At 62.8% G+C, this 12,077-nt stretch carries 14 protein-coding genes; 9 read left to right on the forward strand and 5 right to left on the reverse strand.

Features of this window, described 5'->3' with window-relative positions; all coding sequences use genetic code 11:
• The first annotated feature begins 46 nt into the window (after positions 1 to 46).
• Positions 47 to 910 (forward strand): cytochrome c oxidase subunit 3, encoded by an 864-nt coding sequence (locus AC07PE_RS13165; protein WP_498765049.1) that lies wholly within the window; start codon positions 47 to 49, stop codon positions 908 to 910.
• 45 nt (positions 911 to 955) lie between these two features.
• Here the strand turns inward: AC07PE_RS13165 and AC07PE_RS13170 are convergent, their stop codons facing one another.
• Complete coding sequence (locus AC07PE_RS13170; RefSeq protein ID WP_498765051.1) at positions 956 to 1,156, reverse strand: twin transmembrane helix small protein; 201 nt, start codon at positions 1,154 to 1,156, stop codon at positions 956 to 958.
• A gap of 34 nt (positions 1,157 to 1,190) precedes the next feature.
• Between AC07PE_RS13170 and AC07PE_RS13175 the strand changes: the two genes are divergently transcribed.
• From AC07PE_RS13175 to AC07PE_RS13205, 7 genes are read left to right on the forward strand one after another with little or no spacing between them, the layout of a single operon-like run.
• A complete protein-coding gene (locus AC07PE_RS13175; RefSeq protein WP_498765053.1) occupies positions 1,191 to 1,937 on the forward strand; it encodes an SURF1 family protein in 747 nt (248 codons plus the stop codon).
• Positions 1,938 to 1,965: 28 nt separating this feature from the next.
• Positions 1,966 to 2,520 (forward strand): SCO family protein, encoded by a 555-nt coding sequence (locus tag AC07PE_RS13180; protein WP_498766051.1) that lies wholly within the window; start codon positions 1,966 to 1,968, stop codon positions 2,518 to 2,520.
• Between the two features lie 10 nt (positions 2,521 to 2,530).
• Entirely contained in the window at positions 2,531 to 3,685 is a 1,155-nt protein-coding gene (locus tag AC07PE_RS13185) for a COX15/CtaA family protein (RefSeq protein ID WP_498765055.1), read from the forward strand.
• Positions 3,682 to 4,575, forward strand: a complete 894-nt coding sequence (gene cyoE, locus AC07PE_RS13190) for a heme o synthase (protein ID WP_498765057.1) — start codon at positions 3,682 to 3,684, stop codon at positions 4,573 to 4,575. The genes AC07PE_RS13185 and cyoE overlap by 4 nt, the downstream gene beginning before the upstream one ends.
• Positions 4,575 to 5,171: an SCO family protein gene (locus AC07PE_RS13195; protein ID WP_498765059.1), complete on the forward strand. Its 597-nt coding sequence runs from the start codon at positions 4,575 to 4,577 to the stop codon at positions 5,169 to 5,171. Before cyoE ends, AC07PE_RS13195 begins: the two co-directional genes overlap by 1 nt.
• Before the next feature lie 26 nt (positions 5,172 to 5,197).
• Positions 5,198 to 6,265 carry an AI-2E family transporter gene (locus tag AC07PE_RS13200; RefSeq protein WP_498765061.1) on the forward strand — a complete coding sequence of 356 codons (1,068 nt, stop codon included), beginning with the start codon at positions 5,198 to 5,200 and terminating at the stop codon, positions 6,263 to 6,265.
• A 48-nt stretch (positions 6,266 to 6,313) separates the two neighbouring features.
• A complete protein-coding gene (locus AC07PE_RS13205) occupies positions 6,314 to 6,730 on the forward strand; it encodes an ester cyclase (protein ID WP_498765063.1) in 417 nt (138 codons plus the stop codon).
• 1,028 nt (positions 6,731 to 7,758) lie between these two features.
• Here the strand turns inward: AC07PE_RS13205 and AC07PE_RS13210 are convergent.
• The 3 genes from AC07PE_RS13210 to AC07PE_RS13220 are packed head-to-tail and all read right to left on the reverse strand — an operon-like array spanning position 7,759 to position 10,711.
• On the reverse strand, positions 7,759 to 8,070 hold the full coding sequence (locus tag AC07PE_RS13210; RefSeq protein ID WP_498765065.1) for a c-type cytochrome: 312 nt from the start codon (positions 8,068 to 8,070) through the stop codon (positions 7,759 to 7,761).
• Positions 8,071 to 8,092: 22 nt separating this feature from the next.
• Complete coding sequence (locus AC07PE_RS13215; RefSeq protein WP_498765067.1) at positions 8,093 to 10,237, reverse strand: xanthine dehydrogenase family protein molybdopterin-binding subunit; 2,145 nt, start codon at positions 10,235 to 10,237, stop codon at positions 8,093 to 8,095.
• 3 nt (positions 10,238 to 10,240) lie between these two features.
• Positions 10,241 to 10,711 (reverse strand): (2Fe-2S)-binding protein, encoded by a 471-nt coding sequence (locus tag AC07PE_RS13220; RefSeq protein ID WP_498765069.1) that lies wholly within the window; start codon positions 10,709 to 10,711, stop codon positions 10,241 to 10,243.
• Positions 10,712 to 10,866: 155 nt separating this feature from the next.
• Between AC07PE_RS13220 and AC07PE_RS13225 the strand changes: the two genes are divergently transcribed.
• Complete coding sequence (locus AC07PE_RS13225) at positions 10,867 to 11,790, forward strand: helix-turn-helix domain-containing protein (protein WP_498765071.1); 924 nt, start codon at positions 10,867 to 10,869, stop codon at positions 11,788 to 11,790.
• Here the strand turns inward: AC07PE_RS13225 and AC07PE_RS13230 are convergent.
• Entirely contained in the window at positions 11,742 to 12,077 is a 336-nt protein-coding gene (locus AC07PE_RS13230) for a putative quinol monooxygenase (protein ID WP_498765073.1), read from the reverse strand. The genes AC07PE_RS13225 and AC07PE_RS13230 overlap by 49 nt on opposite strands.

Below are 12,077 nucleotides of genomic sequence, written 5' to 3' on the forward strand. Positions count from 1 at the left end.
TCACGCTGTAGCAGAAATTCGACAAATCAAAAGTTCGTTTGAGGAGATGAGAATGAGTTCGCCACACAATGCGCCGTACTATTTCGTCCCCGGCCCCTCGCGGTGGCCGATGGCTGGCGGCTTATCGATGCTGGTCACGATGGCCGGCGCCGCCGGCTGGGTGAACGGCGCTTCCTGGGGCCCGGGCGTGTGCGTTGCCGGCATCCTGTCCATGCTCGTGGTGCTGTATTTCTGGTTCGGCGACGCCATCGGCGAATCGGAATCGGGCCAGTACAACGCCCGCATCGACACCTCCTACCGCTGGTCGATGAGCTGGTTCATCTTCTCGGAAGTGATGTTCTTCGGCGCCTTCTTCGGTGCGCTGTTCTATGCGCGCGCCATCTCGATGCCATGGCTGTCGGACCTCGACCACAAGGTCATCTGGCCGGACTTCGCTGGCCACTGGGGCAACATCGGCCCGGCCGGCACCGTCGAGACCTTCAACACGATGGGCCCGTTCCCGATCCCGACCATCAACACCGCGCTGCTGCTGACCTCGGGCGTCACGCTCACCATCGCCCACCACGCGCTGCGCGCCGGCCACCGTGCGCAAACCGCGATCTGGCTGTTCGCCACGATCCTGCTGGGCGCCGTGTTCATGGGCTTCCAGGCCTATGAATACCACCATGCCTACACCGAGCTGAACCTGAAGCTCACCTCGGGCATCTACGGTTCGACCTTCTTCATGCTGACCGGCTTCCACGGCTTCCACGTGACCATGGGCGCGATCATGCTGTCGGTGGTGCTGTACCGCGTGCTGAAGGGGCACTTCACGCCGGATCACCACTTCGCCTTCGAGGGCGCCGCGTGGTACTGGCACTTCGTGGACGTGGTGTGGCTGGGCTTGTATATCGTCGTCTACTGGCTGTAACTCTTCCCGCCGTTCCCGCTGCGGCGGGAACGGCGTCCATCGGGGCTAGTGAATCCCCGTCGGCTGTATCCACCCCATCTTGTACGAAAACAGCACCAGCAGGAACAGCGTGATCGACAGCCCGACCCGCATCGCCAGCGCCTGCACGGTGCGGTTGCTGCGGCCTTTGTCGCGCATCAGGAAGAACAGGGCGGAGGCCAGGCTGCCGATGATGAGCACGAAAGCGACGGCGACGACGATCTTCATGATGTGTCCTGAGATGGAATAGTGACATTATTGTATGCGACTTCGCTTCCGTTTCAGGACAGTTCCTTTCCTCGCCACCCTCGTCCTCGTGCTGCTCGGGATCGCCCTGGGCAACTGGCAAACCCGGCGCGCGCTCGAGAAAACCGCGTTGCAGGCAAAGCTCGACCAAGGCATGGCGGCAGCGCCCCTGGTGCTCGATGGCGGCCCGGTCGATGCGACGGGCCTGGAATACCACCGCGTCATTGTGAGGGGCGAATTCGTCCCCAACTGGCCGCTGTTCCTCGACAACCGGCCGCAGGCAGGCCGCGCCGGATTCATTCTGCTGATGCCGTTTAAAATAGCGGGATCGAACAAGGCTGTCCTCGTCGCGCGCGGCTGGCTGCCGCGCAATATGGCCGAGCACGACCGCCTGCCGCCTTTCGCCACGCCGGCCGGACAGCTGACGATCGAGGGCAGGGCGGTGCGCCAGCTGGCCCGCGTGATGCAGCTGGGGACGCCGGCGCCGCTCAAACCGAATGCGCTCGTGCAGAACACGGACCCGGCCGAGGTGGCGCGCGCGAGCGGCCTGGACCTGCTGCCGGTCGTGGTCGAGCAGACCGGTCCCGAGTCTGGTCCCGGCGCCGCGGCTGAAGGCCTGGTCCGCAACTGGCCCGCGCCCAGCCTGGACATCGACCGCCACAAGGGCTATGCCGTTCAGTGGTACGCACTGGCCGCGATGGCCTTCCTCTTTTTTGTGATAACAGGATTTCGCAGTGGACGACGTAAAACCGAGCAAGCCTGAACCCCAACAACGCAAGCGTGGCCGCTGGATGCTCTGGCTGGTGCTGCTGGTCTGCGCCTCGCCGATGATCGCCTCGTACTTCACCTTCTACGTGATCAAGCCGGAGAAGCGGAATAACTACGGCACCCTGATCGACCAGCGCGCGCATCCGATCCCGGCGATGGCGACCACCACCCTGGACGGCAAGCCGGCTGCGCTGGAGCAGTTCAAGGGCAAGTGGATCATGCTGATGGCGGCGCCCAGCGCCTGCATTGATGCCTGCCGCAAGCAGCTGTTCGCGATGCGCCAGCTGCGCACCATGCAGGGCAAGGAGATGGAACGCATCGAGCGCGTCTGGCTGATCACGGACCGGGAACCGCTCGACACCATCGTGATCCGCGAATTCGACGGCACCCACATGCTGCGCGCCGACCCGAAAGCCGTGGCGAACTGGCTGCCGGTGGACGCGGGCACCAGCGTGACCGACCACATCTACATGATCGACCCGCTGGGCCATTTGATGATGCGCTTCCCGAAGGACCCGGAGCCGCGCAAGGTACACAAGGACATCTACAAGCTGCTGAAGGCTTCCTCGGTCGGCTGAGTAATCAAGAATGCAAGCTTCGAATTTCATCCTGCTGGCCCTGACCGGCATCCTGGCCGCTTCGGTGCCGCTGTCCATGGTCTGGATGGCCACCGGCACCCACCGCTACCGCAAGCTGGCCTGGGTTATCGTCTTCTTCACCTTCGACCTGATCGTGTTCGGCGGCTTTACCCGCCTGACGGACTCCGGCCTCGGCTGCCCGGACTGGCCGGGCTGCTACGGCGAAGCGAATCCCTTCCTGGCACACGAGCACATCGCCGCCGCCGAGGCCCTGATGCCGACCGGCCCGGTGACGAAAATGAAAGCCTGGATCGAGATGATCCACCGCTTCCTGGCAATGGGCATCGGCTTCCTGATCATCGGGCTCATGATCGCGTCCTGGCTGGAATGGCGCCGCTCGAAGGGCCGAGCGGCATCGCCGTGGCTGCCAACGCTGCTGTTCGTCTGGGTGTGCGTGCAAGGCGCGTTCGGCGCCTGGACCGTGACCCTGAAGCTGCAGCCCGTGATCGTGACCCTGCACCTGCTGTTCGGCATGACCCTGCTGGCGCTGGCTGCCTGGCTGGGCGGCCGCGAGGATCAGGTGCTGCATCCGGCGCCGGTGCTGGCCGCATCCGATGCCGCGAAACTGCGTAAGCTGCGCCCGCTGACCTGGCTTGCCGGCGCCGTTTTGCTGGTCCAGCTGGCCCTGGGCGGGTGGGTGAGTACCAATTATGCGACGCTTGCCTGCAATGACTTTCCACTCTGCCAAGGAAAAATTGTCCCAGAGATGGACTTCGAACACGGCTTCACCTTGTGGCGCGAGCTCGGCAAAACGGCGGCCGGCCACTACCTGCCGTTCTCGGCGCTGACCGCGATCCACTGGGTGCACCGCAACTTCGCCGTCGTCGTGGTGCTGGTATTGGGGCTTGCCGCCTGGCGCGCCTGGCGTCTGCCGGGCCTGCATGGCACCGCGCGCAATCTTGTTTTAGTACTATTGGCACAGGCCTGCACGGGCATCGCGACCGTGTTTTTCAGCTTCCCGCTTGCCATCGCCGTGCTGCATAACGCCGGCGCGGCCCTCCTTGTCTTGCTGGTGACCATGCTAAACTACAAGGTACAGTATCAACTCGGATCGAAGCCGCCGTCCCGTGCCCACACAGCAGCGGCGTCCGCGGGCCATTCATGATTACCCAAACCGCCACTCATAAACCGCCCAGCCGCATCTCGCAGTACTGGGCGCTGACCAAGCCGCGCGTCACCCAGCTGGCCGTCTTCTGCGCCGTGATCGGCATGTTCCTGGCCACCGACGGCTTCCCGGGATGGCACGTGCTGTTCTGGGCCACGCTCGGCATCTGGCTGCTGGCCGGCGCCGCCTTTGCCGTCAACTGCCTGATCGAGGCGGAAGTGGACGCGCGCATGGCCCGCACCGCGCGCCGCGCCACCGCCATGGGCGAACTGTCGACCACCCAGACCCTGATCTTTTCCGCAGTCCTCGGCGGCCTGGGCATGGGCATCCTGTACACGATGGTCAATCCGCTGACCATGTGGCTGACCTTCGTAACCTTCGTCGGCTATGCGCTGATCTACACCATCCTGCTCAAGCCCAACACGCCGCAGAACATCGTGATCGGCGGCCTGTCCGGCGCGATGCCGCCGGCGCTGGGCTGGGCCGCGGTCGCCAACACCGTGCCGATGGAGGCCTGGCTGCTGGTGCTGATCATCTTCGTCTGGACCCCGCCGCACTTCTGGGCGCTGGCCATGTACCGCCGCGACGACTACGTGCGTTCCGGCCTGCCGATGATGCCCGTCACCCACGGCATGAAGTACACCGGCCAGCAGGTCTGGCTGTATTCGATCGCGCTGGCGGCCTGCACCCTGTTCCCGTACGCGGTCGGCATGAGCGGCCTGGTGTACCTGGCGGCCGCCATCGGCCTGAACGCCGTGTTCCTGCGCTACGGCTGGCTGGTGCACAAGCGCTACAGCGACCAGATCGCGCGCAAGGCCTTCGCCTGGTCCATCGTCTACCTGTCGCTGCTGTTCGCGGCGCTGCTGGTCGATCACTACTTCAAATTCTGATGAAAAAACTGCTGCCCCTTCTTGTCGCTGCCGCTCTGGCATGTTCGCTCACCGCATGCGACAAGCTGCCTGGCAAGCAGGCCGCCAGCTTCCAGAACACCGACGTCACCGGCCTCGATTACGCCAAGGGCTTCTCGCTCACCGACCACACCGGCAAGCCGCGCACCCTGGCCGACTACAAGGGCAAGGTCGTCATCGTCTTCTTCGGCTACACCCAGTGCCCGGACGTCTGCCCGACCACGATGGCGGAAATGGCCGGCGTGATGCAGAAGCTTGGTCCGCAGGCCGACCAGGTGCAGGTGCTGTTCATCACCCTCGACCCCGAACGCGACACCCAGCCGCTGCTGGCCAGCTACGTGCCGGCCTTCGACAAGCGCTTCGTCGGACTGTACGGCACGCCGGAGCAGACCGCGAAGACGGCCAAGGACTTCAAGGTGTTCTACTCCAAGGTGCCGGGCAAGGACCCGGGCAGCTACACCATCGACCACATGGCCGGCAGCTATGTGTTCGACCGCGACGGCAGGCTGCGCCTGTTCATCCGCCACGGCGGCAACGCGGAATCAATCGTCCACGACATCAAGCAGCTATTATCTTGATATCGCCAACGATATCGGGATAGAGGATGGACCAGCGACCAGGAAAAAATACCACCCGCGCCGCTGCCATCATCCTCCTCACGCTCGGCTGCCTCTACGTCCTGCGTCCCTTCCTGGCCGCGATCCTGTTCGCGGCCGCCGTCGTCATCTCGTCCTGGCCCATCTACCTGCGGCTGCGCACGCGCATGCGCGGGCGGCGCACGCTGGCGGCGCTGACCATGACCCTCACGCTGACCCTGCTGGTGGTGATCCCGCTGGCCCTGGTCGCCTGGAACCTCGCCGACAACGCCGCCGCCGCCTTCGAGGAACTGCGCAAGCTCAGCGCCGGCGACCTGCATCCGCCACCCTGGGTGCGCGGCCTGCCGCTGATCGGCGAGCAGCTCCACACCTACCTGAACGAACTCCTGGCCAGCCGCGACCGCATGATGGACCTCGCGCGCCGCATGGCCGAGCCGGCCCGCAACGTGCTGGTCGCAGGGGGCATCGTGCTCGGCACCGGCGTGGTGCAGATGGCGCTGGCGGCCTTCGTCAGCTTCTTCTTCTACCGCGACGGCGAAGCCCTCAAGACCGTGATCGCCGCCGCCACGAAGCGCATCATGAACGAGGAAGCCGAGGCGGTCACCGACACCGTCGCCGGCACCGTGCGCGGCGTCATGTACGGCCTGCTGGGCACCGCGCTGGCCCAGGCCCTGGTGGCGGCCATCGGCTTTGCCATCGCCGGCGTACCGGCCGTGCTGCTGCTGTCGGTGCTGGTGTTCGTCTCGTCCCTGATCCCGGTCGGCCCGCCCGTCATCTGGGGCGGCGCGGCGGTCTGGCTGTTCGCCCAGGGCAGCACCGGCTGGGGCATCTTCATGCTGGTGTGGGGCTTCTTCGTGATCAGCGGCGTCGACAACGTGGTGCGGCCGATGCTGATCAGCCGAGGTTCGAGTTTGCCCTTCCTATTGACCTTGTTGGGCGTGCTGGGTGGGGTGATTGCGTTTGGCTTTGTTGGCCTCTTCATCGGGCCGACTTTGCTGGCGGTGGGGTATTCCTTGATGAGCGGGTGGACGCATACCAGGAATCCGATCGTGAAGCAGGAGGGGGAGGGGAGTTAGTCTTGGTAGTTCTTCATGCTGCGGCATCTTGATTCGAGGAGATCTGATATGGAAGAAGACGTCGGCATCGACGCAGGTAAAAAAGTGGTCCTGGATTATGTCGAGGCATTCAATGCAGGCGACACCGACTCGCTCCGCCGAATCTTTTCCGAGGATGCCGAGATCTACGGTGCGCTAGGCTGGGGCGGCTTGGATGAGGTAGTTCCAGTCTGGAAGATGCTTCACTCGACCTTCGCATTCCAGCTTCATGTGGAAGAAATCGTCGTGCAGGGCGATAGCGTGGTGGCGCGATTCCTTGAGCGCGGCACGTCGATCGGGCCGTTTCGCGGGCAGGCGGCGACCGGCAAGGCATCCGAGGTGATCGCCATCGAATGGTTCGTCATTCAAAACGGACGCATTCGCCGCCGCTGGGGTGCGCGCGACAGCGCCTCGCACTTTCGTCAGATGGGTCTTGGCCTGGGCTGATAGAGTGGTCCGCGCAATGCTTGCCATCGATTGCGGCGTGAAAATCCGCGCATTTTGACCAGCTTGCGTTCCTGTATTCTGGTCGGCATTCATTCAATGACGACTTGTGAAGGAAACGAGATGGGTGCTCGCGGCGCAGTGATCATGGGCTTCTTCGGTGCGGTTTTTGCGGCATTGACTATGCATTTGCAATGGCAGCTGGACGACGTGCTGGCGAAGACGAAGTAAGCCGATCGGCTCTGGTCATCCAAGGAATGTGCGGCGATTCTAAAAGAAGAAAAAGCAAAACATGAATCCGCTAGTTTTGAATGACTGTTCGGAGGCGGAGGCGGACGGTCGATTCAGGTCTGGAAAGGCGGCGGCAAGCCATGCGATCATGATACTCAGTAATTATGAAGAATAAAGCTTTGTCCCTTGTCGTTCGAGCCTTTGGCTATATCCTTGTACTTCCGATAGCAATACTAACCATCGCGGTATTCTCCGTAAGGACATTTTTTTCAACGCACTACCCTAAAACGGTTACTGAGATAGTCTCGCCCGACAATCGATGGATTGCAACACTTGAACTGGTCGATGAAGGTGCTGGTTTTGGTATGGGAATGTTGTATGACGAAATCCATATACGGCGCCCGGGTGAGCAGATAACACGACACCTTGATTGGCCGAATCCCGCTGTCTTTTGCACTGACGTAATGGCCGCTGTCAATTCCGCGGAACCTCAGATAAGGTGGATAGACTCGACTCGTCTGGTCATTTTTTACGACCCGGCGAGATCAATCAACGCCGCACGCGCGCGCGCTACCAGTACGCACGGCGTCGAAATTGAATATGTAGCCACACCCAGTGCACGAATGTAAATGTCGGCCAGTCAGGCAGAGTATGGCCTTTCCCCAACGATACGGACACTTCGATTAAGGACATCGTCCGACACGCCATGAACTATTTGGTCATGTCGATGTCGGGCGCCGGTAAAATTTTAGTGCTGGGCAATCTGCGCCGTTCGCTCGCTCAAGCCTGCTTTGCCCTGATCACTTTTGCGCCAGGACCCACTGCGCAAGCGTGCGCGCTTCGGCCTCGCTAACCTGAGGATTGGCAGGCATGGGGATGGGGCCCCAAACGCCGCTGCTGCCCTTGCGGATCTTTTGTTCGATCCGCGCAGGCGCTTGGGCATCACTCGCATACTTCGCCGCAATGTCCTTGAACGAGGGCCCAACCAGTTTTGCTGCCGGCGCATGGCAGGTCAGGCAATTCTTCGCCTTGGCCAGTTCCGGGCTCGCCGCGGTATCGGATCCCGCGCCGAGTGCCAGTGCGGCAAGAGCCGCGATCACGATCGTCTTCATACTGTTCTCCTTGTCGTAGTAGTCAGGTGCGTTTGAGCGCTTCAGGTTCCAGCGGCAGCGAACGCAGGCGCTTGCCCGTGGCCGCGAAAACGGCGTTGGCCAGCGCAGGAGCGACCAGCGCCGTTCCTACTTCGCCGACCCCGCCCGGGGCTTCGGTGCTGGGAACGACGTGCACGTCGATCGGCGGCACTTCGTTGATGCGCATGAGCGGATAGTCGTGGAAGTTGCTCTGCATTACACGCCCGTTTTCGACAGTCAGCTTGCCGTAGAGGGCTGCGGTCAATCCATAGATCTGGCCACCTTCCATTTGTGCGACGATGCCGTCAGGATTGACGGGCTGGCCGCAATCGATCACTGTCGTGATGCGCTTGAGCGCGATCGCCCCATCCTTGCCGACCTCGCATTCGACCACCGCGGCGGCGAAACTGTCCCAACCGGTCGCGAGCGAGATCCCCATGCCGCGGCCTTCGTCCATCTTCTTTCCCCAACCGGCGCGTTGCGCCGCCACGCTCAGGACATGCAGGGCGCGAGGCTTTTTCGCGAGTAGGGCCTGGCGGTAGGCCAGGGGGTCCTGGCCAGCCTCATGCGCCAGCTCGTCAATGAAACTTTCAATGACGAAGGTGTTATGGGTCGGTCCGACGCCCCGCCAGAAGCCGGTCGGCACCGGCGATTCGACCGCCGTGAATTCGACATACTTATGGGCGAAGTCATAGGGGCTTTCGGCCTGGTCGACGGCGTCGACGTCGATACCCTTCGCCATCCAGGCCGGCGCATAGCGCGCCACCACCGAGGCGCCCGTGAAGCGATGACCGAACCCGACAGGTCGCCCACTGGCGTCGAAGACGGCCGTCAACTCGTCGCGGTAGAACGGGCGGTACAGGTCGTGCTGCATGTCCTCCTCCCGGCTCCAGATGACCTTCACAGGACTTCCAGCCTGTTTGGCGATCAGCGCCGCTTGCACTGCATAGTCGGCTTCAAGGCGCCTTCCAAAACCGCCGCCCAACAGGTGGTTGTTTACCTTGACCTTCGACGGATCAATACCCAGCGCCTTTGCAACGAAGGATTGCACGCGGACTGGGGCTTGGGTGCCCAGCCATAGCTCGACGCCATCCTTGTCGACACGCGCCGTGCAGTTCATGGGCTCCATGGTGGCGTGGGCCAGCATCGGCATCGAGTACACGGCCTTGCTGGTTTTGGCGCCCCCCGAGACTAGCCGCTTGAAACTTCCCTCGTCGACCGCAACATGCCCTTTTCCGCGCGCGGCTTCGGTCAGCTGGCGCTCCCAGGCCGTGGTGGAGAATCCTGCATTAGGACCGTCGTTCCAGGTGATCGCCAGCGCCGCAAGGCCTTTTCTCGCTGCCCCGTTATGGTCTGCAATGACCGCAACGGCATCGTTCAATCGAATGATCTTGCGCACTCCCGTGATCGCCCGCGCCTTGCTGTCATCGACCGAAGCAAGCGTACCGCCGAATACCGGACAGGCGGCGACCGCCGCCACTTTCATGCCCGGTACAAGCGCATCGATGCCGAATTTCGCCGACCCGTTCACCTTCGACGCTACATCGAGCCGCTTTGCAGGGGTACCGATCAGGGCAAATGCGCTGGCCGGCTTCAAGGGGATTGCTTTAGGTAGCGGCAGATTCGCCGCGCTCGCCGCCAGTCTGCCGTAGGCCAGCTTACGCCCGGTGGCAAGGTGCACGACTTCGCCTTTGACGGCGCGGCAGCCATCCGCGCCAACCTTCCATTCGCGTGCCGCGGCTTCGACCAGCATCATGCGGGCCGCCGCGCCGGCCTTGCGCATCGGTTCCCAAGCGCCGCGGACGGTGCCGGAGCCTCCCGTCAGTTGGGTACCGAAAAGCGGGTGCGCGAAGCGCTTCTCGTCAGCCGGCGCGTGTTCCAACCGGACCCTGGCGAGGTCGACTTCCAGTTCTTCGGCGATCAACATCGGTATCGACGTGTAGGTGCCCTGGCCCATTTCGACGAATGGCATCACAAGCGTGACCGAGCCGTCGGCTCCGATCGCAATAAAGGCGTTGGGAGTAAAGGCGGCGCCGCCCGTGCGCGCTTCGCGCTGCGCGGCGGATGGCAGGTGCACTGCCATGATCATGGCCCCAGCCAATCCGAGGCCGGCCTTCAGGAAAGTGCGGCGTTCTTGTATCGCATGCATGGCTTATCCTTTCGTCTTGACGCTGGCTGCAGCAGTCTTGATGGCGGCGCGGATGCGCGGATAAGTGCCGCAGCGGCACAGGTTGCCGGCCATTGCGTTGTCGATATCGGTATCGCTCGGCCGCGGATTCGCGGCGAGCAGCGCACAAGCGCTCATCACCTGGCCGGACTGGCAGTAGCCGCACTGCGGCACGTCGTGCCGGATCCAGGCGGCCTGGATCCGCTGCCCGGCAGGCGTGGCGCCAATCGCCTCGATGGTCGTGATGCGGCCCTTACCGACGCTTTCCACCGGCGTACTGCAGGAACGGATCGTCTGTCCGTCGAGATGCACGGTACAGGCGCCGCATAAAGCCATGCCGCAGCCGAATTTTGTGCCGGTCATGTGCAAGACATCACGCAGCACCCACAGCAGCGGCGTATCGCCGTCGACGTCGACGGTCACATTTTTTCCATTCACATTGATTGTGTGGGCCATGGAGTCTCTTTCTTTAGCCAGTTGAGGATTTCGGTTCTTATACTTACAATGCAGCGATGCCAGGCATTATGTTGCTTTTGTGTGGCCAGTTTTGGCATCTAATTGCGCAGTACTGGTACTTTCTTGCGCCAACCTCCTACGACGATCGACGACGCATGTTCAAGCCAACCTTTGCATCCGCCGCTTCGACGGCCGCCGTCCTGACGCCGGCGCCGACGGCGAGCAGCGCCGGCCGGCCCTGGGATGGCGCCGTCGTCAACTGGCATGACTGGCCGTCTGGCGGACAGGTCGCCTCGCCGGAACTCGACCACGACGTCATTGCGATGCGAACCTCTGGTACGGTGCGCCTGACCCAAGTGCGCGATGGTCAGACCAACACGGCCACGGTCGGTGTCGGGAACGTTACGGTGCACCCCAGAGGGATGACGTCGAGCTGGGTCTGGGACAAGCCCGGCGCCATCATGATCATGCGTATGCCGCCCTCCCTGCTTCAGCAGGCCGCCGAGACGCTGGTGCGCTCGCCGTTGCCGTCCACCGAACTGCAGAACTGCTTCGGCCGGCGCGATGCTTTCGTAGAGCGCATCGTCTTGCAATTCCTGGACGAACTGAACGCCCCGGTGCATCCTGCACAGGAATACATTAGCCAAGCTTTATCGCACGCATTGGCGGCGCACCTGGTGCATCGTTTTAACGCCCACGGCGCCGCGATTCACAAGCTGCCGCCCGGGCTGAGTCCACGTGCGATGGAGCGCGTCAAGGAATACATCGAAGCGAACCTGCACGAAGAGATCGATTTGCAGACATTGGCCACGCTGGCCAATGTCAGCCGGTTCCACTTCGCGCGCATGTTCAAGCTGAGCGCCGGGATTAGCGCCATGGCTTATCTCGAACGGGCTCGCATGCAACGCGCGTGTCGGCTGATCCGCACCGGCGGGCTGACGCTCGCCCATATCGCTTCGCTGGTCGGCTACGAAGACCAGAGCTACTTCACGCGGCGCTTTCGGGCAGCAGTCGGCATGACGCCGACCGCCTACGCGCGCGACACCGGCGGAGCCGGCTGGGAGCGCATGCTCAAATAGTGCATGTCGAATGGTCTGCGCAGCAGCGCCGGCAGGTCAGCGACGATGTCACGCATATAGGGCATCGTGAAGTGCAGGTCGAGCGCAGCACGGCTACGCCAGTTCTCGTACATGACAAACAGAGTGGGATCTTCGTTCGACTGGTGCACGTCGTAGTTGATGCAGCCGGCTTCAGCGCGGCTACGCTCGACCAGGTCCTGCAGGCGCCGGCCCAGTTCCTGCTCCTGCCCGGGCCTGGCGTGCAAGAAGGCTACCAGGCTTAATTGCTGACTGTTCGTTTCATTCAT

This window comes from Telluria sp. GW821-FHT07G12 (assembly GCF_059418525.1).